This window comes from Paenibacillus artemisiicola (assembly GCF_017652985.1).
GTDB classification, from domain to species: domain Bacteria; phylum Bacillota; class Bacilli; order Paenibacillales; family Paenibacillaceae; genus Paenibacillus_Z; species Paenibacillus_Z artemisiicola.
This window is the reverse complement of sequence record NZ_JAGGDJ010000024.1, coordinates 1-23,663: the sequence shown is the minus strand read 5'-3', so window position 1 is coordinate 23,663 and position 23,663 is coordinate 1. Positions and strand designations below refer to the sequence as shown.

Below are 23,663 nucleotides of genomic sequence, written 5' to 3'. Positions count from 1 at the left end.
CCGCGGCTCCTTTTGCTTTGCGCCTGCCGAACGCCGCGGAGCCGCGCCGCTGCCGAAATTTCCGCTTTCCACCCGGCTGGGGGAACCGATCGCCGTTTTCATCGTAAGACGGATTAACGGGTTATCATCGGCTCCGCAGGTTGCCTGAACGGCCGGCATCGGTCCGGCGCGAACCGGAACTCGGTGCGAACAACAATTTGATCGGGGGGACAAGCATGAAAACGAGAGCGATTGCCGCGGCCGTCCTGTGCGTCGCCATCCTGGCCGGTTACCGCTATGCGCAGCCGCGGATCGGCGCGTGGCAGGGAGGCATGGCCCGCATCGTCAACGACACGGATTCGTTCACGGATACGGGCGGCTACCCGGTTCCCGGCAGCTACTCCGTCGATATCGATTTGGCCGACTTGGGCGGCAATACCGGCAAAGTCCTGTACGACGACGGTTCGTACGTCATCGACGTCGGCTGGGTCGACAATACCGGCAGCGCCATGACCGGCGGGTACCGGATCGGCCTTCGCTCGCACGGCACGTATTCGCCGGACGGCGCCGATCTCGTCTCCGGGTCGCGGCACCGCACCATGGGCGCGCATGCCTTCTCGTCGGACATGACGGCTTCCATGACGGCGGCGTACAACGGGCAGAACTACGAGAGCCCCGTCTTCGCCATCGGAGGGCTTAACGAGAAGGACGGCGACGAATTCGCGTTCTACGTGTTCCCGGCCGGCGCGTACGAGGCCGGCGGCGTGTCGCTGCAGGAGACCGGCACCGTCACGTTGACGGTGACCGGCCTGTACCGCAACGTGTGGCGGAAGAAGGAAACGGCGGACGCGGCGGAAAGGCCGGGCGAAGGAAGAACGGCAAACGCCCCCGTTCCGGAGAACGGGGGCGCGGCGGATGCCGGTCAAGGGCCGGACGTGCCGCCTTCGGCCGGAATCGGGAGCTTATAAGGCAGCAGGCGGCCGCTATCCTTCGCGAAAGGGCTGTCGTCCTCGAAGTAGAGCGTATCGCCGTCGCGTTTCACGAAATGCAGCTCGTCGCCATGGTAGGGAACGTCGTTTTCCGTCGCGTACGCTTGGCCTTCGGCGTCGAGCAGCTGCTTGTACAGCTTGACGCTCGCGCCGGTGGTGCGGTCGACGAGCGTCAGGAGACCGGAAGCGTTCGGCCGGATCAGCAGGTAATCGTCCGCGGCGCCTTCGACGAAGTAAGGCCCATCCTCGCCGCCGAGCTTGACGAGATCGATCGTCTGCTCGACCGCGCCGGTGCCGTCCCGGATCACCCGGAGCGTCTGCCCGTCCGTGAGCAGCAGATGATCGCCGTAGGCGGCGACGTTCTTCTCGAAGCGCTGCCAATAATGGACGTCCGCTTGGCGGATGACGGCGCCGTTCTTCAGAAGGAGCGCGAACCGGTGATCGTTAAGATGCGGCTCGCCGTAGTTGTCGGTGATCGTCAGCAGCAGCAGGCCGCCTTCGGTCGGCTGAAACTCCATCGACACCCCGTCGTACAGCTGAGAGCCGAGGTCGGCCAGCTTCACCTGCGCGCCGTTCTTGCCGGTGCTTGCGAACAATTCGCCCGTGCGCTTGACGACGCTGTACGTGCGGCCGCCGTACGTCTGGCTGAAGCCCGCGTACGTGTGCAGGTGCTTGGCGCTGAACACGCGGGTTTTCGCGTCCCAGGCGACGGAATCGCCTTCGAGCGCCGCGACGACGAACCGTCCGCTCAAGTACAGCTGGCCCTGGTACAGAAACGGGGCGGGCATGCCCCGGACCGGATCGCCGTCCAGCACGGCGGAGGTGCCGCCGATCCGCACGGCGAGGCTTCTGCCGTAGCCGGCATAATCGGCGCGCTGGCGCGACTTGTCCCACCGCACGGTCATGCCGGCCGATTCGAGCGTATTCGCGGGCACGTATACCGTGCCGTTCTTCATGATCGCGGTGCCGAGCGAATCGCCGCCGCCGTCCCAGGAGAGCCTTGCGTATGCGGGCGTTGCGGCGTGAACGGCGGTCGCGGGCGCCAGCAGCGACGCGGCGAGCGCCGCCGACGCGAGCCATTTCAGTTTCAATCGAATCATCGCCTTTCAGAAATTGAAGTAGAAGACAGGAGTAGAGGAGATTGTTATGAAGAATGACGAAAGCCGCCCGCCAGAAGTTGCGCCGGCTTCCAAATCTTGAGCCCCGACGACGCGGCGCCGTCCGTCTTGCGACCGATGCCGCTCGGGGCGAATAGGACTACAATGGACGAACACGCATTGCACCGAAGGGGGTGATCCTCATTGTTCGAGCTTCATGACGCGCTGCTGTACGCAATCTCCATCTGCACGCTCGTGTCGCTGGCGTATCTGTGCCTGTTCGCGCTGCCGGCCTCGGCGGCGAAGGGTTGGACGGCTTTCCGCGAGACGGCGGGCGGTCCGGCGCTGCCCAAGCTGCCGGCCGTCGATGCGCCGGTTCAGAGCCTGCGGTATGTCCGGCTGACGAAACGCAAGGAAGCGCCCGACGATGATTCATCCCCGTGCACGACCCTGTTGATGACGACCGACGCAAACCATCAACAGGGAGGATTTTCAAGATGTCCGACACGTACGCGCAAATCGCGGTATTCCATGATTATTTCGTCTCGCCTTTCACTTGGCTGATCGACCACTTCGCGGGCTGGTTCGACGGCAGCTTCGGCCTCGCGCTCGTCGCGATCACCATCCTGGTCCGGCTGGCGCTCATGCCGTTCATGATCAACCAGTACAAGCGGCAGCAGGGCATGCGGCGGAAGCTGGCCGCCATGCAGCCGGAGCTCGAGGCCGTCAAGCGCAAATACGCCAAAAGCGCCGCTCCCGACAAGCAGCGCAAGCAAACGGAAGAAACGATGGCGGTCTACGCCAAGCACGGCTACAACCCGCTGAACGCCGGCTGCCTGCCGATGCTGCTGCAAATTCCGATCCTGTCCGGCCTCTACTTCGCGATCCGCTCGAATCCCGAGCTCGCGCATCATACGTTCCTGTGGTTCCAGCTCGGAAGCCCGGATCCGATTCTGCCGTTCGTGGCCGCGGGCGTCTATCTGCTGCAGGCGCGCTTGCAGCAGGCCGCTCAGCCGCCGATGAACGGCGCGAAGGGCATGGGCTTGCTCCTGTACCTGTCCCCGGTCATGATGGGGGTGTTCTCGTTCACGGCGCCTGCCGCGCTGCCGCTCTATTGGAGCGTCGGCGGCCTGGTCATGATCGCGCAGACGCTGATCTCCAAGCGGCTGTATCCGCAGGAGGCCGCCGGCGCCGCGGTCGGCACGGCGTAAGGAGCCGCCGCGGCTGCGCTCCGCGGCTCCCGCGCTCCGCGTTATCGAAGCCTTCGCCCCTTTTCGGGGCGAAGGCTTTTTCGTTATTGCCGGTACGGCTTGCCGGCGCTTCGCCGCGCTTGCTATAGTGGGAGGAGATGAGGATTCGGGCCGCGGGCCGAAGGAATGGTTCCCGGGCCGATAAGGGGAGAGGCAGAGATGATAAGCGCAAGCGGGGATTTTTTGGCGCCGGGGGAGCTGGCGGCGATTTGCGAGGCGGCGCGGTTTCCGGCGGATATTGCGGACGTGCTGGGCAAGGCGGCGGAGGCGGTCCGCGGGGACGGCGAGCTGGCGGAAGCGGCGGTGCGTTTCCGACGGGAGCTGTTCGAGGATGCGAACCGGCCGCCTGACGACGTGAACCGGGAGCTGCTCGCTTTCGGCGCGGACGGCGCGCTGCTGGCGGCGGTCGTCTACGCGGGCGCGATTCCGCTGCTCGCGGAACGCTATGCGGCGCGCGGCCTGCCGCAAGAGGTGCTCGTCGACACGGTGCACGACCTCGTCATTTGGATGCGCGCGCATCTGCGCCGTCACGGGCGCTGGGGGCTGAGCGAGCTCGGCTGGCTGCATCAGCATCTGCGCGGGGAATTGTTCCGGCTGGGACGGCTGCAGTTCCATTTCGCGGCCTGTCCGTTCCCCGCCAAAGCGTTCCGCCACCGGACAACGGGCGGCGTCGCGGTGCTGTCCGAAGGCGGCGTGCGCTACCGGAGCGACGGACAGCTCGACGGCACATGCGGCCTCTTCGACGCAGCGGGCGGCTGGGAATCCGCGTATGCGTTCGACGGCGCGCGTTATGAGGGACATCCGGTCTCCGCGCTCGGCGCGGCGGACCGCAAGACGGTCCGGCTCGGCGCGGACGAATGGGAGCTTGCGCTGCAGAAGGGCGATCCCGTGCTGAACGTGCACGTCCCCGAAGGCGAGCGCCTCTCCCCCGAAGGGTGCCGGGACTCGTACGCGCGCGCTGCCGCCTTCGCGGCGACGCATTTCCCGAGTAACCCGTACCGCGCGTTCGTCTGCGATTCGTGGCTGCTCGCGCCGGCGTTCCGGACGCTGCTGCCGGAGTCGTCCAACATTGTCCGGTTCCAGCGCGACTATCATCCGGTGCCGGTGCTGTCGAACGAATCGCAGACGCTGGAGCGGGTATTCGGCTATGGCACGACGCTAGCCGACCTGCCGAGCGCGAAGGCCGAGACGACCCTGCAGCGCATCGTGCGCGATCATCTCGCCGCGGGCGGACGGATTCATAATGCGGGCGGGTTTCGATTGGCATAGCGCTCGCGCGTAACGCGGCGGCGATCGGGGAACACTGGTCGAAGATGGAGATGATTTCGCTGGCCGCCCGCCGCGCGCCGTCGATGCGGCGGGCTCGCCCCTGCGCGCAAAAAAAAGCCGCCGTCCGATTTCGTCCGGACCGCGGCCTTTCGCCGTTTCAGTTCGCGTTTTCCTGTAACGCATCGTCGTTATTGCTGTACTTTTCTTCGAGATGGACGACATGCTTCTCGCCCCAATCGTGCATGAGACTGATGATCGGAAACAGCGTCTGGCCGTACTCGGTGATGGAGTATTCGACCTTCGGGGGGATTTGCATGTAAATCTCGCGGTGTACGATGTCGTGGTATTCGAGCTCGCGCAGCTGCGAGGTCAGCATTTTTTTCGTGATTTCCGGAATGGTCTTCTGCAGCTCGCTGAACCGCATCGTGCCGCCCCTGCCGAGATGATAGAGGATGATTGGCTTCCATTTGCCGATCAGAATGTCGAGCGCCGTGTTTGCTTTGCATTCGTCCAAGTCGAAATCCTCCTTGCCGGTTTCCCAAAGGGTACTAGGGCACGCGAACGTGCCTACTTACTAAAAGTAAGTCTATTGTCGTATTATAACCCTAAAGCCCTTCCGCGCACAAGGGACCGCCGCGGGAGGCGGCTCGCCTCATGACGGGCGCGCTAGCGGCCGGTTTCGGAGATGCGGAAGCCGCGCGGAACGGGCGTAAAGGAGATGAACGCCTTGCTGCCTTCCCTGTTCATATGCCACGGTTCGCCGATGATGGCCGTGGAGGAATCCGCGTACACCGCTTTTCTCAAACAGACGGGCACACGCTGGAAGCCCCGGGCGATCGTGCTCTTCAGCGCGCATTGGGAGACGCGGGTCGCGACGGTTTCGTTCGCCGCGGGGCCGCTGCCGACGATCTACGATTTCGGCGGCTTCCCGGATGAGCTGTACCGCCTGACGTATCCCGCGCCGGGTTCGCCGGACGTCGCGGCGGAGGTGGAGGCGCGCTTCGCCCGGCACGGGATCGAGACGCGGCGGGACGCGAGCCGCGGCCTGGACCACGGCGCGTGGGTGTTCCTGCGCCACATGTATCCGGACGCGGACATCCCGGTCGTGACGATATCCGTGCAGCCGTTTCTGCCGGCGGCGCGGCAGCTCGCGATCGGCGAAGCGCTGCGCGGCCTCGGCGAGGAAGACATCCTCGTCATCGGCAGCGGCACGACGGTGCATAATTTCGGCGAGATCAAATGGAAGCAGGAGCACGCGGAGCCGTGGGCAGCCGAGTTCGACGCGTGGATCGCCGACAAGGTGACGAAACGGGATGCCGAGGCGCTCGCGGACTACGAGCGCCTGGCGCCGCACGCGCTTCGCGCCGTGCCGCGGCCGGAGCATTTCGTCCCGCTGCTGCTCGCGTACGGCAGCGCTTCGGGCAAGACGGCGCCGCGCGTCCTGTTCGAGGGCTTCCAGATGGGCACCTTCTCGCTGCTGTGCCTCGAGATGTGACGCTGCGCCGCATGCGATAAGCGCTCGGCCGAAAGCCGGTCTCTTCCCTGCCAAGGGGAGGGCCGGCTTTTTGGTCATGTCCGCGGCGGCGGCGCCCCGACCGCCGGAAAAGGTGGAAAACGTACAACGAACCGGCGGAGATAAGCCATTGAGCGGGACGCGCGCATCGCGGACAATGAAAGCAAGCGATTACAACCGGCCGGCTGCCGTCCTTCGTTGCGGGCTCCGCCGTCCGGCCGGTTCACCAATCCATGGGGAGCGATGACGCATGCTGAAGCTGACCGAAGCGCAATTGAAGCAGTACGAGGAACAAGGGTACATCGTGTTCGAGCATCTGTTCGGCGAGGACGAGATCGACGCGATTCGCGGGCATATCGACCGGCTGGACGAGGAATCGGCGCGCCGCCTGCAGAAGGGGCGGGATTTCATCAGCGCCGCCAACGAGATCAATTTTACGAGCCATCTGAACTACCGGCATCCCGACATACAGCGGTTCATCGCGGACGAGCGGTTCGCGGCGATCACGACGGAGCTGCTCGGGCCGGACACGCGCCTGTATTGGGACCAGTCCGTGTACAAGCGCCCGGAAGCGAAACGGGATTTTCCGTGGCATCAGGACAACGGCTACGTGCCGACCGAGCCGGTGCATTACGTGACGTGCTGGCTCGCGCTCGAGGACGCGACGATCGAGAACGGCTGCATTTACGTCCAGCCGGGTTCGCACAAGCAGGGCTTCGTCGAGCACGTGCACTCGGAGATCGGCTATGTCTGCTACCGAGGCGACGACCCGGGCATTCCGGTCGAGCTGAAGAAGGGCAGCATGGTCGCGTTCCATTCCCTGCTCTTCCACCGCAGCACGCCGAACCGAAGCCGGACGACGCGCAAAGGCTACGTCATTCAGTATTCCGTCGTCGGGTCGTACAATCCGGATACCGGCAAAGAGTTTCTGAACGGGCCGGTTATCGCCAAGGATGGGCGCAGCGCGTACGCGGGCTTCGTGACGCAAGAGGAAGTCGAGCAAAGCACGGGAACCCGCGCGTAAGCCGGTTCGCCGGCGCGCGAACGATTCAGGCCCGCGTCGGCGAAACCGGCGCAACTTTTATCCAGTTTCTTCCGTCTGAGGGATAAAAGGGGGCGGTTGACGATGGTGAACCGGGAGCTGAAGATCATGGGAATGATCGTGGCGGTTCTTGCGGTAGTTGCGATCGCGTGGACGCTGATCGGCATGAAGTACGGGCTTGGCGTCAGCCGGAATCAGGGTGACGATCAGACGGAGGGGAAGGTCGAGTCTCTGCAGCAGGCGAGCGAGGCGGGAACGGGCGTCTTCGTCAAGGATGCGGGCTTGAGATGGATCTTATCGTCCGCCGCTTCAAAGGCGAATGGTTGACTCCGAAGCCGATGCGTATTCGTTGTATAAAGAAGGCTCCGACCGTAACGGTCGGAGCCTTCTGCTGCCGCGGCTGTCCGGCTCAGGCCGAGGCCGGACGATATTTATTGGCGACCCATCGCGCGGACCTCGAAGCCGCGGCCCAGGCGGCGAAGCCGGTCAAGCCGCCGAGCGCGTTCAGCAGGAGATCGTCGACGTCGAACTGGCCCAGACGGGTCGCCAGCTGGGTAAGCTCGATCGCGAGGCTGCATGCGAGCGACAGGGCAAGCATGGCGGACGCGCTTCGTGCTTTCCGGAACAGAATCGGCAGCAGGAAGCCGAAGGGCACGAACAGCAGCACGTTGCCGAAGAGATTGAAGAACCAAATGTCGAAGTTGTAATGGCTGTAGTTCATGGCGTAGTTGCGGATGCTGACGAACGGGGTCAAGTTGGCATGCGGGTAATAGCCGGGCATATCAAACGACGATCTCCGCATGCTGAACCTGGACCAATTGAGGAATAAGACCTGAATCACCTTCAGCGCATAAACCGCCAGGACGACCCACGCGCTGGCCCGGAGCCATTTGCGATACGGAGACATCGCTTTGTTCAGCAGCCCGCCCAGCCGGCCGGAATCGCCGAAATCGGCGACGGCCAGCCGTACCGCATGCTCGTCGGCCAAGCCCTGCGCCGCGTAGTCCGCCCGGAGCTGCTGCAGATGATCCAGCAATTCGTCATACAGCTCCCGTTTCGCTGCTTCCGAAGCGCGGACGCCTTTCAGCATCCGGTCCAAATACTCGTGAAATGGATTCATGCGAAACCCGCCTTTCTGCACGATTGAATCAAGGCATGCACCTGATCCCAGGCTTGCAGCTTCTCCGCCAGCTCCGCGCGGCCCGCGTCCGTCAGCGCGTAGAACTTCCGGCGGCCGCCTTCCGCGTTGTCGGACCAATACGAGCGGAGCAGCCCCTTTTGCTCCAGTCGTTTGAGCGCGGGATACAGCGTGCCTTGGCTCATGTGGTACGAGTCCCGGCTAAGCGTCCGCAGCTGCTGGACGATGTCGTAGCCGTACGTATCCTGCCTCCGGATGACGGACAGCAGGAGGATGTCGATGCTGCCTTTCAAGAGCTCCTTGTCCACGACGTTCACCTCACCGATATTGTATACCGATGTATGTCGCTATACAAGACATATTTGGCAGGAAGTCCCTGGCGCATCGCGGGAGACGGTCGCCGCCGAATGTCCCGTTTTCGGACTTATGCACAACGTTATCCCCAACATGCACAACATCCAAGCGCCTGATTGCCATGCGATCGGCACGCCCGTAAACATATCCACAGGCGAGGTTATCCACATTCGGATGCGCGTTTGGCCGGCAAATATGATATGATAGGGGCTAATCTTAATGTCAACGTGCAGGGGAGGCGCCATGATTCAGGAAGTCCAGCAGTTCAAGGCCGATTTTTTCAAGGCGCTCGCGCATCCGCTGCGGATCCGGATTCTCGAGGTGCTGTCGGAAGGCGACCGGACCGTCAACGAGCTTCAGGCGCTGCTCGGAAGCGAAGGCTCGGCGGTCTCGCAGCAGCTCGCGGTGCTCCGGAGCAAGAACGTCGTCGTCGGGACGAAGGACGGCACGTCCGTCATCTACGCGCTGCGGGATCCGCTGATCAAGGACCTGCTGAAGGTCGCCCGGCAAATCTTTGACAACCACTTGATCAACGCGATATCGCTGCTCGAGAACATCAAAAACCAATAGCCATCGCAAAAGGGCAAAACGGCCGCCGCACCGTCGAGCCTTTTTTTGTTGTTCCGGGGAAAGGCGGGCGGATATAAGCGCGGTTGACAGCAGGCAAAAAGCGGGCGTATCATTTTCTATATATTCAAATAATCAAATATTCAAAAGAAAAGAGATGTTGTCCATGAAGCTTGGCGACGGATTCCGAAACTACGGCATGCGTTCGCTGCGGCAGGACGCGACGGCCGGCTTGATCGTCGGCATCGTCGCGATTCCGCTCGGCATGGCGTTCGCCATCGCCTCGGGCGTCAAGCCGGAATACGGCTTGTTCACCGTCATCGTCGCCGGGATTTGCGTGTCGCTGTTCGGGGGCTCGAGGTTTCAAATCGGCGGCCCGACGGGCGCGTTCGTGCCGGTGCTGTTCGCGATCGTACTGCAGTACGGCTACGAGAATCTGCTGCTGGCGGGCTTTCTGGCAGGCGTGCTCCTGCTCCTCATGGGCCTCCTCAGGCTGGGCAAGTGGATCGCGTTCATCCCGCGGCCGGTCACGGTCGGCTTCACGGCCGGCATCGCCGTGACGATCTTCGCCGGGCAAATCGGCCATTTCCTCGGCCTGCAGGATCTGAAGAAACACGAAGCGTTCCTCCCCAACATGAAGGAGCTGGCGCTGCACCTCGGGGACGCGAGCGGCTATAGCCTGCTGACGGCGGGGATCTCCCTGGCGTTCATCCTGCTCGCGCCGAAGCTGCTGCCCGGCATGCCCGCCTCGCTGGCGGGCCTGCTTGCCGCCACGGCCGCCGCTTCGCTGTTCTACCCAGGCCATGTCGCCACGATCGGCACCGCGTACGGCGCCATACCGAACAGCCTGCCCGCGATCCATTGGCCGGCGTTGTCGCTCGAGCGCATCGTCGAATTGATTCGCCCCGCGCTGGTCATCGCGCTGCTCGGCGGCATCGAGTCGCTGCTGTCGGCCGTGGTCGCAGACGGCATGGCGGGCACCCGGCATGACGGCAACCGCGAGCTGATCGGCCAGGGCATCGCGAACATGGCCGCGCCGCTGTTCGGGGGCATCCCCGCGACGGGCGCGATCGCGAGGACGGCCACGAACATCAAGAGCGGCGCGGTTTCGCGGTTATCCGGCGTGATTCACGGCATCGTGGTGCTGCTCGTGCTGTTCCTGCTCGCCCCGTACGCGTCCGCCATTCCGCTGGCCGCCATGGCGCCGATTCTGATGGTCGTCGCCTGGAACATGAGCGAGCGCCGCGCGTTCGCCCGCCTGCTGAAGACGGGAGGGCTCGAGGCGCTGGTGCCGGCCGCGACGTTCCTGCTGACGGTCTTGACGGACCTGACGACCGCGGTCGAAGCGGGCCTACTGTTGTCCGGCTTGATTTTCATCCTGCGGATGGGCGGCGCGCTGACGATCGTGCGGCGGCTTCCGGAGCCGCAGGGAAGGGAAGGAACGGCGGCGGAGGCGGCAAGCCCGGATACGCATGGCGGCCGCATCGGCGCGTTCGCGGTGGAAGGCGCGCTGTTCTTCGCTACGGCGCACCGGCTGGAGCGGATGCTCCGGGACGAGGCCGACGCCGGGAGGGACGTGCTGATCTTGGACGCGGAACGGGTTCCTTACATCGACGCGACGGGAGAGGCTTGCTTGGCCGCCGCGCTGGAACCGTTCGCGCGGCGAGGCGGCACCGTGCTGGTCGCCGGGCTCCGGCCGCAGCCGTTCCGGGTGCTTGCCAAGCCCGAGTGGGAGCGGCTCGTGGCTCCCGGCCACCGGTTCGCGCGCGCGGACGAGGCGTACGCGTACGCGCGCTCGAGGCCGCTTCGGGCGGACAGCCTGCGCGGCCGGTCCGGGGAACGGCCGGCCGCGCGGCCTGATTCGGCTGCAGCGGCCGGAGCTGGCGCCGCGGGCGACATCGAAGGCTAAGCTGCCTGTTCTGCCAGCCTTCCAGCCCCGATTTATGCACAGGGTTATCCCCATTGCGCACAAGCGGAAGCGGAGGAATTCCACGTAGAACGGAATGCGATGCACATATCCACAGCGAAAGTTGTCCACAACGGGACATTGGTCCTTCGCCGCCTTCCGCCGCGCCGGACCAAAGGCGGGTCGCCATGGGCGAACCGGGATTTTCATGCGGCGGCGCCCCCTGCCGCAAGGCCATGCCCCGCTCACGACGAATAAGCGCGAGACCGCGCATGGCGGTCTCGCGCTTATTCGGGTTTGAATCGTGCGTGCTGTGCGTATTGTGCATAGGTCCATGCTGCTCGTTTGCACGGCTCGTGAGGTTCGTACGGCTTTGTCCTTCGCACTCGCCCGCCTCGCTCCGTCCTTACTCCGCGTAGCGGATGAACGACAGCACCAAGTCCTGCCGGTGATCGCCGAAGTCCGAGCCGAACAGGTTCAAGCCCCGGCAATTGACGGCGTCTTCGCCGACCTCGAGCCGCACGCGGATGGGCTTGTTGTACTGCAGCCCGAGCGCGTCGACGGTCGCCGGCGACGAGGCGGCGCCGTTCACCCGGCTGCCTTCCCCGGTCACGCGCCATTCCGTCAGCTGGCCGTACTCCGTGCCGCTGCGCCACTTATCGGGTGTCAGCTTGCCTTTGCGGTCGCCGAGATCGCCGGGACTGGTATAGGTGCCGACAAGGATATCGTTGATGTAAAGCGAGATGTCGGAGGGCCAGTCCATCTGGAAGGAAGAGGCCTCGGCGCATAGCTCCGCGCTGAAGCCCAGCTCGTCGATCGTCACGCCCGGCGGCATCGGGTTGGCGAAATAATATTCCACGTAGCCGGCGCCGGAGAACCAGAGCAGCGACGCTTCGAAACGTTCCGGCATGTAGAAGGAGCGCGGATCGTCCACGGAGCCGACGTGCACGCATTCCTTCGTCACGATGCCGCAGGTCGGCTGGACGGAGCAGTGCGAGAACATGCCGATCGGCATGTGCAGCTCCTCCGTGCGGTGCAGCCCTTCGCCGAGCTTCACCGGCAGGTCGAGCTGGATGGACCGGCAGGTGGCGGAGCAGATTTTTTCCCGGTTCGCGCCGAGCGCCGAAGAGACGAGTTCCACGCTCTCGAGAATTTGCACGTTGATGGAGATCGTCGGCTGCGCGACGCCGAGCGCCTCGGCCAGCTGGCTGATGCTCATCGGCTTCTCGCCGAGCGCTTCCAGTATGCGCACGCGCACGTCGCCGGACAGTGCTTTGGCCACGTCGACGATCCGGGAGGAGGGGAAACGCAGCAGGTCTTGCCTGGATTCAAAACTCATGGTGACGCCAGCCTTTCATCGGTCGATTCGGATACGATCAGTGTACTCGAAAACTGTTATATTGTAAAAGTATAATACATATTGATTAAATTATATACCAGTGCTAGAATCGGTGCTAGAAGTAACCTACTTTGATCCGAAAGGTTGTGCTCCCCTCATGGCAGCTCAAGCAGTGCAAACGTCGGCGGCCTCCGTGCCCCGCCCCGAATACCCGCGTCCGGACTGGCAGCGCCGGGATTGGCTGAACCTGAACGGCGCCTGGTCGTTCCGTCTCGAGAGCGAAAATGAGAGCGGTTCCGCGGAGTTCGACGCCGAAATCGTCGTGCCCTTCTCGTGGGCCAGCCCGCTGTCCGGCATCGGCCGCGACGAGCGCGGCATCGGCTGGTACAAGCGCGAGGTCAGCTGGACGCCGGAAGCGGCCGGATCGCTGGTATTCCTGCGCTTCGGCGCGGTCGACTACCGCTGCGACGTCTGGGTGAACGGCACGCACGCCGGCTCCCACTCCGGCGGCTACGGCGAATTCGAATTCGACGTGACGGCGGCTTGGCAAACGGACGCTCCGAACACGATCATGGTGCGCGCGGAGGATTACGACCGGAAGTCGCAGACGCGCGGCAAGCAGGGCTACGGCGAGATTCGCGGCATCTGGCAGCCGGTCTGGCTGGAGGCGCGCCCGCAGGCTTACGTGCAGCAGGCGAAGTTCGTCACCAAGATCGACGGTACCGTGCAGGCGAACCTGATTATCGCGGCGAGCAAAGCCGGCGAGGCTTCGCTGCAGTTCAACTTCGGCGACGGCGCGGTCTGCCACGCGGAGAACGTGTCGCTCGCGCCGGGCGGCAATTTGGTCGGCGTATCGTTCCAAGTGGAGGACCCGCAGCTGTGGAGCCCGGAGACCCCGTACCTGTACGAGGGCGAGATCAAGCTCGCGGCCGGCGACGGCGGCACGGATGCCGTGACGACGTATTTCGGCATTCGCGAGGTCGGCACGGCGCTGTTCGGCGACCGCAATTACCGCTGGGTGACGCTGAACGGCAAGCCGGTGTACCTGAACGGCACGCTGGACCAATCGTTCCACGAGACGGGCTTCTTCACGTACCCGACGGACGACGAGATGCGCGACGAGATTTATTTGGCGAAGCGCCTCGGCCTGAACTTCGTGCGGATTCACATCAAGCCGGAGGAGCCGCGCAAGCTGTACTGGGCGGATAAGCTCGGGATGCTGATCATGGAGGATATGCCGTGCTTCTGGGGCAATCCCGACGAGCCGACCCGCGCGGCGTACGAGCGCGAGGCGAAGGAGATCATCGACCGCGACTTCAATCACCCGTCGATTTTCTCGTGGATCATGTTCAACGAGACGTGGGGCTTGCGCACGGACGCCGAGACGCTCGCGCTGACGGGCCAGGCGGGCGACCAAGCCGTCGCGACGTACCTGCCGGAGACGCAGGAATGGGTGCGCGCGATGTACCGCTGGGCGAAGAGCGTCGACCCGACGCGCCTCGTCGAAGACAATTCGCCGTGCAACTACGACAAAGTGGAATCGGACATCAACACGTGGCATTTCTACATTAACGGTTACGAGCAGGTGCGGGCGCACGTGACGGAGGTCGTCGAGAAGACGTATCCGGGCTCCGCGTTCAACTATGCCGGCGGCAACGTCCAATCCGACGCGCCGCTGCTGAACAGCGAATGCGGCAACGTCTGGGGCTTCGTCAGCGGCGCCGGCGACAGCGACCTCGCCTGGCACTACCGCTACATGATGAACGAATTCCGCCGCCACGACAAAATGTGCGGGTTCGTCTTCACCGAGCTGCGCGACGTGACCAACGAGTTCAACGGGTATTACCGCCTTGACGGGGGCGAGAAATTCTTCGGCTACGAGGGCTTCGTGCCGGGCATGACGTTGGCGGATCTGCACGCGCCGGACTTCATCGTCATCGACGCGCCGCCTTGCCAGACGGCGCAGGCCGGAACGCGCCTGTCGGTGCCGCTGCTGAAGTCCAGCTATTCGGACCGCTACCACGGGCAGAAACTGCTGCTCGGCTGGGAGCTTTGGCACGACAATCTGGGCACCCGCGTGACGGGGGACCGCGGCGTCATCGAGCTGGATTGGAACGGCTTCGGCGTGAAGGCGATCCATGCGCCGATCGCGTTCGACCTGCCGAAGCAGGATGCGCTCGCGGTGCTGGCGCTGACGCTGCGCGCGGCGGACGGCACGGTCGTGACGCGCAACTTCGTGACGTTCGACGTGCGCGGCGGCGGCGAGACGCCGGTGTACGACGCGGACGGCCGGTTCGTCGCCGTGCCGGTGACGGGCTTCGCGGAGCAGACGTTCGCGTACCAATGGAACGCGATCCAGGAGGGCAAGACGAACGGCGGCCGGGCGGGCGCTTTCGTTTACGACGTGCGATTGCCGGACGCGGGCGAGCTTCCGCTGCTGCGGCACGCGGACCTCTACTTCGAGGCGAGCGCGAAGCGGCTGCTGGCGCGCAACATCGAGGGCGCGCGGGAGAAGGCGCACGGCATCGACTTCATGCACGGCGCGGACGCGGCGGTGGAATACAACGCCAACACGTACTACATGACGGACGACGAGCGCCACGAATCGCGGATCCGCGTGCTCGTGGACGGCGAAGAGGTCGCTTCGTTCCTGCTGCCGGACAATCCGGCGGACAGCCAGGGCGCGCTGTCGTACCAGTACCAGGAAGTCCACAACAAGCTGGACGAAGCCGGTTCCTACGGCTACCTGTGCAAGGTCGTGCTGCCGAGCAGCATCGTCGCGAAGCTCGACCGGAGCCGCGCGTTCAAGCTGACGGTCGAGGCGGACGAGGGCGGATTGGCGCTGTACGGACGCAATGCCGGCCGGTATCCGATCGATATTTTGGTCAACGTGAACTAATCGGCGCATTCAAGGAATTTCGGGACGGGGCGGCTGCGGCTGCCCCGTTTTTTGGCGTTCGCGCGTCGCGGGTCGGGTAGGCGGGCGGAAAGCGCACGCGACTGTTGGCAGGAGCCCGGTTGAATCGTGCGGAAGGGCCGGACCGGCGGCAGGATTTTCGGCCGGCCGCGGGGAAGTTAAGCGGTACGCTAGCGTACCGCTTGGCACGCACGGAGGGAGAGATGACCGATGAACCGATTCATTCGCGCGGTGCGGAACGCGGACCTTGACGCCGTCCGCGGTTTGCTGCGGGAAGAGCCGAAATGGCTCGCCTGGTCGGAAGAGGACGGCAAGAACGCGCTGCATCACTTGTGCGGGCTCGACGCGTCGGGCGACCCGCGGAAGGCGGCGAACGGCCTGCCCCTGCTGAAGCTGCTGCTCGGGAGCGGCATGGACATCAACGCCGTGCACCGCATCGCGTCCGGGTCCGCGCCATGCGGCTTCTTCCCCGCGACGCCGCTTTGGTATGCCTACACGCGCGGCCGCAACGACGCGCTGGTAAGCTACCTGCTGGCCGAGGGCGCGAACCCCGGCAACTGCCAGTTCGCCATCGCCTGGAACGACGACGTCGAGGCGGCCGAATTGTTCCGCCGGTACGGCGCCGAGATCGACGGCGGCGTATTTCTCGCCGCGTACAAGTGGAAGCGGTTCGCCATCGCCGAGTGGCTGCTGAAGCACGGCGCCGACGTTGATGAAGCCGACGAAGCGGGGAACACGGCGCTGCATCACGCCGTCAAGCGCAGGGACCCGGCGGAGCTGCTGCAGCTGCTGCTCCGGCACGGGGCCGACGCGGAGCAAGCCAACACGGCGGGCGTCACGCCGAAGGCGCTGGCCGAAGCGAACAACCGGAAGAAGGCGCTGACCCTGTTCGCGGCGACGTAGCGCCTGGCTGCGTCCGGAGCCGCCGTTGGCGTCGGGCCGGCTCGCGGAAGCGGACCGGCTTGGCGCCAACGGCGGCTTTTTGCCGGGGCGGCGGTTCGCGGCGGGAGGCATGTACCGTACTACGTCCCGCGGCCGCAATTTCACCAAATGTACAGTACCACATCCCGTACATGCGCGCCGCAAGCGCGATTTTGCCAAATGTACCGTACTACATCCCGTACATGCGCGCCGCAGCCGCAATTTCACCAAATGTACCGTACCACATCCCATACATACGTGCCGCGGCCGCGATTTCGCAAAATGTACCGTACCACATCCCGTACATACGTGCTGCGGCCGCAATTTCGCAAAATGTACCGTACCACATCCCGTACATGCGAGACGGGACCGCGAATTCGCCAATTGTACGGTCCCACATCCCGTACATGCGCGCCGCGGCCGGAAAATCGCCGAATGTACCGTACTACGTCCCGTACATGCGCGCCGCGGCCGGAAAATCGCCGAATGTATCGTACCACATCCCGTACATGCGCGCCGCAGCCGCAATTTCACCCAAATGTACGGTACCACATCCCGTACATGCGCGCCGCAGCCGCAATTTCACCAAATGTACCGTACCACGTCCCGTACATACACGCCGCAGCCGCAATTTCACCAAATGTACAGTACCACATCCCGTACATACGTGCCGCGGCCGCGATTTTGCCGATTGTACGGGGCGGCTGCGGCTGTCCCGTTTCATTTTCCCGTCCAAATAATCGGCCCGAAATGCCGTTTACGGCGCGTCGGCTAGGCGCCTAAAGGTATAGGATAGCGGTTTAAGGTTATATTAAGGGCAAATTTTAATAGGGTGGCGAACCAACGCATGATCATCATTAAACCAACATCCACAATGCCCTTAATCCCCGAAACCGGCGCCGACGAACCGTTAACGTCCTCCGAACAGGGCAAGCTCTGGACGACTTATATGGGGAACACGATGGGGATCTGCGTGTTGAGCCATATGCTGGAGCATGCCGAGAACGAAGAAATCAGAAGCATTCTGGCGTATGCCCTTGAGATAGCGGAACAGCTCGCGCAGACGATAAGAGACATCTTCGCGAAGGAGAATTACCCGATTCCCGTCGGATTCACGGCGGATGACCTCATTACCGGGGCGCCGCGGTTATTCGCGGATGACTTTTGCCTGTTCTATTTGAAGTACGTCGGCAAGGCAGGACTCAGCCTCTATTCCATCGCCGTTCCGTTGATGACAAGACCGGACCTGCGCGAATTTTTTACGCAATGCGTCACGCTCACGCTCTCGATGATTAACCGGGTGAACGAAGCCTTGCTTGCAAAAGGACTGATCGTCAAGCCCCCGTATATCCCGTATCCGAAGCGGGTGGACTTCATCCGCAAGCAAAGCTATTTGAACGGATTTTTCGGGGATGTCCGGCCGCTTCAAGCGATGGAAATCACGCATCTGTACGATAACATCGAAAACAACGCCATCAGCAAGGCCGTTCTGATCGCCTTCAGCCAAGTCGCCCGATCGGAGCAAGCCAAGTCGTATTTCGTTCGCGGGAGAGAACTCGCCGAGAAGCACCACGCCCACTTCAGCAAAATTCTCGAACGGGAAAACCTATTCGCGCCGCCGATCCTCGATCCGTTCATCACCACCTCGACGGCAGCCCCGTTCTCGGACAAATTAATGCTGTTTCACAAACTCGATATGTATACGATGCGCGTTCGCTCGTACGGCAATGCGATATCGTTGAGCGCCCGGCACGATCTCGTCGAGAAATACGGGCGCTTTCTGCTGCAAGTCGGAAATTACGTCGAGGACGGCGCCAACATCCTGATCGAACACGGGTGGCTGGAGGAGCCGCCGCAAGCGGCCGACCGCGATGCTTTAGTCCGGCACTGATGCTGCGATGCCCGATTAGGCCGCCATTCGAATGGGCGGCCTATTTGTTTGCGCCCTTCCGACCTCGTCGCCGAAATAACGCTTGGATTCTCTCCCCTAAAGACAAGATTGGCATCTTGTATAACGGGCCGCGCCCGTTATATGATCGGGGAAAAGAACGGGGAAGGCGGGAGCGCGATGCTGGTGCTGATCGTTGACGACGAATGGGAGATCCGCGAGGGGCTGCGCCGCAATTTTCCGTGGGACGCGTACGGGATTATGGAAGCGATTACGGCCGAGGACGGCGATTCCGCGCTGGAGCTGGCCCGGACCCGGCAGCCCGACTTGATCCTGACCGACATCCGGATGAAGCGCATGTCCGGGCTGGAGCTGATCGAGCGCTACGGCGCCGAGCGGGCGGGCGGCTGGAAGGCGATCGTGATCAGCGGCTACGACGATTTCGAGATGGTGCGCAGCGCGATGAAGCTGGGCGCGATGGATTATTTGCTGAAGCCGATCAACACGGCGGATCTGGGCGCGATTCTGTCGCGGATAATCGACCAGCTGCAAAAGGAGAAGCGCGACCGCGATAACGAGGTGCTGCTCCAGTCGCACGTGCAGAGCGCGCTGCCGAAGATGCGCGAGGAGGTGCTGCGCGAGCTGGTCGAGACCAAATACAACGCCTACCGGGAGACGCGCATCGCGCACCGGCTGCGGACGCTCGAGCTGGATTGGCTCATGGGCGAGCGCCTCGCGCTGCTGCTGCTCGAAGCGGACGACTTGAAGGCGGTCGAGCGCCGGGAGGAGCGGAACCTGATCCTCTTCGGCATCGGCAACGTCGTGCGCCAGACGCTGGAGGAGGACTGCGCCTACCGCTCGGTGCTCTACGAGGACGGCAAACACCGCTGGGTGCTGCTGCTCGACTGCCCGGAGGCGCAGCGGCTCGAGCAGTACAAGGAGCTGGGCCAGCTGTGCATCCGGCGCATCAACAAGTACGTGAAGGCGAACGTCAGCGGGGCGCTCGGCTGCACGATCGGCCACGCCAGCGACCTGAACGCGATGTACACGGAGACGGAGGAGATTCTGGAGCAGAAAGCCGTCTACGGCGGCAACCGCCTGCTGACGGGACTCGGCTGGGAGAGCGAGGCGGAGCAGGACAACCTGTCCCTCCGGCAGCCGGCGGAGGTGCTCGACCTGATCCGCTACGGCACGGACGAGGAGATCCGGACGGCGATGGAGTTGTTCGTGGACATGGTGCAGGGCTGGTCGTTCACGCAGATCCGGGACATCCAGCAGCGGATCTTCGAGTGGCTGCTCGACCTGTTCAAGAAAGCGTGGCAGCACGGCTGGGCGGACCGGACGTGGGAGCGCAATCCGATGGCCGTCTGGGAGCGGCTGGAGCAGTTCGATACGCTGGAATCGCTGAAGGACCAGGTGGAGCAGGCGCTGCTGACGATCGCCGGGGGCTTCCGGACCCAGAGCGTGTCGCCCGGCCAGATCATCCAGGCGGCGGAGCGGTTCATCCGCGACCGGTACGCCGAAGGCCTGACGCTGCAGCACGTGGCGGAAGAAGTGCACGTGACGCCGGTGTGGCTGAGCAAGCTGTTCAAGAAAGAAACGGGCAAGACGTTCCTCGAATACTTGACGGACCTGCGGATGGAGAGGGCGAAGCGGATGCTGGAATCGGTGCAGTTCAAGGTATACGAGGTGTCCTCGCAGGTGGGCTACAAGGATCCGGTTCATTTCGCGAAGCTGTTCAAGAAGCAGACGGGCCACACGCCGAAGGAATACCGCAGGCTGCAGGGGATCGCGGGCCATGACTAGTCCGGTGTCCCTGCGCCTCGCGTCTTCGTTTCGCAACCGGATGATATTGATCTTCTTCATGATCATTATCGTCCCTTTTTTATGGTTCGCGTACTACGCGCACATCAAGGCGATCGAGGGCATATCGGACGCCAACATGAACGCCTCGATTAATTACCTGCAGCAGTCGCGGGGCAATTTCGAGAGCTACCTGGAAAATCTCAACGACCAGGTGAACGGCCTGATCGGCAATAAGCAGCTGCAGGCGCTGCTGAGCGCCCCGGCGCCGGCGAACGCCGCGACCGAGGACGCGTTCACGCTCAATCTGGTCAGCCTCATCTACCAGAAGACGTCGTCCATCGACGCGTTCCGCATCCACGTCTACCCGATCGACCCGGCCAAATACAAGGATTACATGAGCACGATCGGGGAGCCGGAACGGGTGCAGGACGAGCCGTGGTTTCGCCGCTCGCTCAATACGGTCAGCCCGACGTGGCGGCTGTCGATGCCGGAGAAGGGCAATTTCGAGCGGCCGCTGCTGACGTATATCAAGCGGTTTTCCGGTTTGTACGACCAAGTGCCGCGCGGCATCATCGCCACCGACCTGTCCGAGGACCAGCTGAAGCGGTTCTTCTCCCCGTCGGGGAGCATGTCCGGCCAAAAGGTGCTGCTGCTCGACGAGAAAGGAACGGTGCTGTACGATTCCCATGCGAACGAATGGACGGGCAGCCCGTTTCCGGCGCAGCGGTTCATCGGGCAGGGCGAAGGGAGCGGCGGCGGCGCGCAGGGCTCGGAGACCGTCATGATCGACGGTATCCAGTACTTCGCGACGTACGTGCGGATGGACAGTTATCCGTGGGCGATCGCCAGCCTGACGCCGCTGAAGGAGCTGACGGGCACGATCGCGGAGATCAACCGGCTGCTCGTCATTTTCCTCGTCATCTACCTGCTCTGCTGCATCGGCGTCGTGCTGTACATCACCGCGTACTTCACCCAGCCGATCGCCCGGCTCGTCCGGTACATGCGGCGGCTGGAAGCAGGCAACCTGCATCAGCTCATCCCGGCGTCGTCGCGGCAGGACGAGGTCGGCTGGCTGTACCGGGGCTATGGCAGCCTGATCCGCCGGATCGAAGGGCTCATCGAGGAAGCGTCGCGGGCGGAGCGGCAGAAGAAGGAGCTGGAGTTCCAGGTGCTGAGCCACCAGATCAACCCGCACTTCCTGTACAACACGCTGGAGTCGATCCGCTGGAAGGCGGAAAACCACGGCCGGAGCGAGATCAGCGAAATGGTCTCCGCCCTCGGTAACCTGCTGCGGCTCAGCCTGAACCAGGGCAAAGAAATCACGACGCTGGGGCGCGAGATCGAGCAGGTGAAGGCGTACGTGCAGATCGAGCAGGCGCGCATGGGCCGGACGATCCGCATCCTGTACGCGGTCGACGCCGAGCTGAAGGACGTGCCGTTCCTTCGTCTGCTGCTGCAGCCGCTCGTCGAGAACGCGATCCAGCACAGCATCCGGGACAATTTCGAGCAGGGCAAAATTTTGCTCAGCGCCCGCCGCGAAGGCGACGAGCTCGTCGTCGATCTCATCGACAACGGCGGCGGCATCCCCGCCGACGTCATCGAGAAGCTGGGGCAGAACGCCGATCCGAACGGCAGGTCGGCCGAGGGCGCCCGGGGCGTCGGCTTGCGCAACGTGAACGACCGGCTGAAGCTGTATTTCGGCGACGGCAGCAAGCTGCGCATCGAGACGTCCCCGGAAGGAACGCGCATCCTGCTGCGGCACCCGATCCTGAAGGAAGGGGAGCTGCGGCCGGCGAAGTGACGGCGGGCACGGAGGAGGCGCCAAACCGCGAGCCCGGCTTGGCGCACCGTATGGAGAGCACCTTGAAGGAATGAACGACGCAACTCGGAAAGCAAAAGGAGGCGAAACGCGCATGTCCTGGATATCCGACGCCGGTGCCGGAAGGCGCTACAATCTGCGGCAGCACGCGCTGCCGGACTTTCGGTTCTCGGCGCAGCTGTACGGCATGCACGGGCGGACGGTCGGCGAGGGCTGGACGTATCCCGATCACGACCACCCGTTGTTCGAGCTGAACCTCGTGCTGGAGGGGCGGCAGACCATGACGCTGGACGGGGTCGACTACGAGCAGCGCGAAGGCGATCTGCTGCTGATCCAGCCCGGCGTCGCGCATCGGAGCCGGATCGGACCGTCCCCGTCCATGACGTATTTCTGCCTGCATCTCGACGTCGACGACGCCGTCTGTCACGGCCGCCTCGCGGGGCTTGGGAATCGTCTCTTCGCCGCGGATTCGGACGCGGCGCGCACGCTGCGCCCGTACTTCGACGCTCTGGCGGCGCGCGCGGACGAAGCCCGGGAAGGCGGGGCGGACGACGGCTTCGCCCAACGCGCGGCGGCGTTGCAGATGCTGCTGGCGCTCGCCGAGTATGCCGGGGAAGCCCGGGACGGCGACGGCCAGGGTGCCGATGGGCAAGCGGAGCGAGCGAAGCCGGCGCGGCCGGCCGGCGAGCGTTCCGGCGGGGAAGCGCCTGCCGTGCAGCGGCTGCGCGAGCGCAACGCGCTCGAGAAGCGCGTGCAGGAGCTGCTCCGCGCGCCGGAGGGGGACGGCGGGCCGGGCGGGAGCGCGCTGCCGCCGTTTCGCTGGGCGGGCGTGTTCTCGGTCATGATTCCGGACCGCGGCTTCTGGACGAAGCCGGAGCGGTTCTGGGCGAAGGTGCTGCTGGAGGACGCGCTCGCCCCGCACGGGAACGCCGTCGTCATCGTCGGCGAGCAGCTGATGACCGCGGTGCTGTTGTCCGACCGGCTGGCCGTGCCGCCGATCGAGGAGTACGCGGCGCGCAGCAAAGCGCTGCTCGAGAAGAACCTCGGCGTCGCCATCCGCCTCGGCATCGGGGGCATCGCCCGGGGAGCCGGGGAGCTTCGCGGCCTGTACAAGCACAGCCTGTGCGGCCTGGACGCGGCGGAGCTGTTCCCGGCGCCGGGGCGCGACGCCGGCTTCGTCGGCCGGATCGTCCGGCTCGCGCTGCTGATGATCGAAGCGGACCATGCCGATCCCGGCTTGACGCTGAACCTGCTGGCCAAGCGGCTGGAGCTGACGCCGAATTACTTGAGCGCGCTGTTCACGGCGGAGACGGGCCGCCCGTTCACGTGGCATCTGTCGCGGTATCGCATCGACCGGGCGAAGGCGCTGCTGCGCGAGACGAACATGAAGGTGTATCAAGTCGGCAAGCAGGTCGGGTATGCCGACCAGGCCTACTTCAGCCGCTTGTTCAAGGCCGTCGTCGGCGCGGGTCCCGGCGAGTACCGGAGCGGCGCGACCGCGGACTAGCGGGCGCGCCGCAACCCGCCGCAAGTGTTCGGTGAAAATAATAGACTGAAAAATAAAGTAGTAGACCGTGTAGATTGCAGGCGGGCATTAAGCTAACGGGCAGGATTGTTCATTCATTTCGCAAATACTGACGGGAAACGAGAGTTCAAGTTCGCAGAAACGGCAGCTAGCTTTAAAAGCTGCCGTTTTCTCAGCTAACGGTCATTAGAATTGAATAACAGTTGGCAATTTTTTTAATCCAATACCTTGTATTATAGAGTAATCTATTTTATAGTGATTGCAAGAGGTGAAAAAAATGGAAGTTAACAAAGAGGTGTTAAAAGGTCACATAGACACCCTCATTCTTTCTTTGCTTCAAACCA

Annotated in this window: 20 protein-coding genes; 15 read left to right on the top strand and 5 right to left on the bottom strand. The window is 63.7% G+C overall.

The window, feature by feature from the left end:
• Positions 1-215: 215 nt before the first annotated feature.
• On the top strand, positions 216-947 hold the full coding sequence (locus tag I8J29_RS21895; protein WP_208849615.1) for a hypothetical protein: 732 nt from the start codon (positions 216-218) through the stop codon (positions 945-947).
• On the opposite strand, the gene I8J29_RS21890 is transcribed toward I8J29_RS21895, so the two are convergent.
• Positions 902-2,059, bottom strand: a complete 1,158-nt coding sequence (locus I8J29_RS21890; protein ID WP_208849614.1) for a copper amine oxidase N-terminal domain-containing protein — start codon at positions 2,057-2,059, stop codon at positions 902-904. The two genes, I8J29_RS21895 and I8J29_RS21890, sit on opposite strands and share 46 nt — an antisense overlap.
• Before the next feature lie 210 nt (positions 2,060-2,269).
• On the opposite strand from I8J29_RS21890, the gene I8J29_RS21885 reads away from it, so the two are divergent.
• From I8J29_RS21885 to I8J29_RS21875, 3 genes are all read left to right on the top strand, one after another.
• Positions 2,270-2,629, top strand: coding sequence for a hypothetical protein (locus tag I8J29_RS21885; protein WP_208849613.1), 360 nt, complete (start codon positions 2,270-2,272; stop codon positions 2,627-2,629).
• Complete coding sequence (gene yidC, locus I8J29_RS21880; RefSeq protein ID WP_208849612.1) at positions 2,563-3,276, top strand: membrane protein insertase YidC; 714 nt, start codon at positions 2,563-2,565, stop codon at positions 3,274-3,276. The genes I8J29_RS21885 and yidC overlap by 67 nt, the downstream gene beginning before the upstream one ends.
• A gap of 198 nt (positions 3,277-3,474) precedes the next feature.
• Positions 3,475-4,584, top strand: coding sequence for an acyltransferase domain-containing protein (locus I8J29_RS21875; protein WP_208849611.1), 1,110 nt, complete (start codon positions 3,475-3,477; stop codon positions 4,582-4,584).
• 157 nt (positions 4,585-4,741) lie between these two features.
• Here the strand turns inward: I8J29_RS21875 and I8J29_RS21870 are convergent, their stop codons facing one another.
• Positions 4,742-5,098, bottom strand: coding sequence for a winged helix-turn-helix transcriptional regulator (locus I8J29_RS21870; RefSeq protein ID WP_208849610.1), 357 nt, complete (start codon positions 5,096-5,098; stop codon positions 4,742-4,744).
• A gap of 213 nt (positions 5,099-5,311) precedes the next feature.
• Between I8J29_RS21870 and I8J29_RS21865 the strand changes: the two genes are divergently transcribed.
• The 3 genes from I8J29_RS21865 to I8J29_RS21855 all read left to right on the top strand — a co-directional run bounded on the left by I8J29_RS21865 (position 5,312) and on the right by I8J29_RS21855 (position 7,466).
• On the top strand, positions 5,312-6,079 hold the full coding sequence (locus tag I8J29_RS21865; protein WP_208849659.1) for a DODA-type extradiol aromatic ring-opening family dioxygenase: 768 nt from the start codon (positions 5,312-5,314) through the stop codon (positions 6,077-6,079).
• 268 nt (positions 6,080-6,347) lie between these two features.
• Entirely contained in the window at positions 6,348-7,121 is a 774-nt protein-coding gene (locus tag I8J29_RS21860; RefSeq protein WP_208849609.1) for a phytanoyl-CoA dioxygenase family protein, read from the top strand.
• A 102-nt stretch (positions 7,122-7,223) separates the two neighbouring features.
• The gene (locus I8J29_RS21855; protein WP_208849608.1) at positions 7,224-7,466 is read left to right on the top strand and encodes a hypothetical protein; all 243 of its coding nucleotides are present in this window, start codon (positions 7,224-7,226) and stop codon (positions 7,464-7,466) included.
• An 82-nt stretch (positions 7,467-7,548) separates the two neighbouring features.
• Here I8J29_RS21855 and I8J29_RS21850 read toward each other — a convergent pair whose 3' ends face one another.
• The gene (locus tag I8J29_RS21850) at positions 7,549-8,259 is read right to left on the bottom strand and encodes a VanZ family protein (RefSeq protein WP_208849607.1); all 711 of its coding nucleotides are present in this window, start codon (positions 8,257-8,259) and stop codon (positions 7,549-7,551) included.
• On the bottom strand, positions 8,256-8,585 hold the full coding sequence (locus I8J29_RS21845; protein ID WP_208849606.1) for a PadR family transcriptional regulator: 330 nt from the start codon (positions 8,583-8,585) through the stop codon (positions 8,256-8,258). Before I8J29_RS21845 ends, I8J29_RS21850 begins: the two co-directional genes overlap by 4 nt.
• A gap of 289 nt (positions 8,586-8,874) precedes the next feature.
• Here I8J29_RS21845 and I8J29_RS21840 point away from each other — a divergent pair, with 289 nt between their 5' ends.
• On the top strand, positions 8,875-9,201 hold the full coding sequence (locus I8J29_RS21840; protein WP_090647888.1) for an ArsR/SmtB family transcription factor: 327 nt from the start codon (positions 8,875-8,877) through the stop codon (positions 9,199-9,201).
• Positions 9,202-9,364: 163 nt separating this feature from the next.
• Positions 9,365-11,107 (top strand): SulP family inorganic anion transporter, encoded by a 1,743-nt coding sequence (locus tag I8J29_RS21835; protein ID WP_208849605.1) that lies wholly within the window; start codon positions 9,365-9,367, stop codon positions 11,105-11,107.
• Positions 11,108-11,510: 403 nt separating this feature from the next.
• Here the strand turns inward: I8J29_RS21835 and I8J29_RS21830 are convergent, their stop codons facing one another.
• The gene (locus I8J29_RS21830; RefSeq protein WP_208849604.1) at positions 11,511-12,443 is read right to left on the bottom strand and encodes an ArsR/SmtB family transcription factor; all 933 of its coding nucleotides are present in this window, start codon (positions 12,441-12,443) and stop codon (positions 11,511-11,513) included.
• 157 nt (positions 12,444-12,600) lie between these two features.
• Here I8J29_RS21830 and I8J29_RS21825 point away from each other — a divergent pair, with 157 nt between their 5' ends.
• The 6 genes from I8J29_RS21825 (at position 12,601) to I8J29_RS21800 (ending at position 23,301) form a co-directional block, all read left to right on the top strand.
• Positions 12,601-15,342, top strand: a complete 2,742-nt coding sequence (locus tag I8J29_RS21825; protein WP_208849603.1) for a glycoside hydrolase family 2 protein — start codon at positions 12,601-12,603, stop codon at positions 15,340-15,342.
• A gap of 228 nt (positions 15,343-15,570) precedes the next feature.
• A complete protein-coding gene (locus I8J29_RS21820) occupies positions 15,571-16,263 on the top strand; it encodes an ankyrin repeat domain-containing protein (RefSeq protein WP_208849602.1) in 693 nt (230 codons plus the stop codon).
• An 865-nt stretch (positions 16,264-17,128) separates the two neighbouring features.
• Complete coding sequence (locus I8J29_RS21815; RefSeq protein ID WP_208849601.1) at positions 17,129-18,172, top strand: DUF3231 family protein; 1,044 nt, start codon at positions 17,129-17,131, stop codon at positions 18,170-18,172.
• Between the two features lie 177 nt (positions 18,173-18,349).
• Positions 18,350-19,975 (top strand): response regulator, encoded by a 1,626-nt coding sequence (locus tag I8J29_RS21810; RefSeq protein WP_208849600.1) that lies wholly within the window; start codon positions 18,350-18,352, stop codon positions 19,973-19,975.
• On the top strand, positions 19,968-21,776 hold the full coding sequence (locus I8J29_RS21805; RefSeq protein WP_208849599.1) for a cache domain-containing sensor histidine kinase: 1,809 nt from the start codon (positions 19,968-19,970) through the stop codon (positions 21,774-21,776). Before I8J29_RS21810 ends, I8J29_RS21805 begins: the two co-directional genes overlap by 8 nt.
• A gap of 112 nt (positions 21,777-21,888) precedes the next feature.
• On the top strand, positions 21,889-23,301 hold the full coding sequence (locus I8J29_RS21800) for an AraC family transcriptional regulator (protein WP_208849598.1): 1,413 nt from the start codon (positions 21,889-21,891) through the stop codon (positions 23,299-23,301).
• The last annotated feature ends 362 nt before the right edge of the window (positions 23,302-23,663 follow it).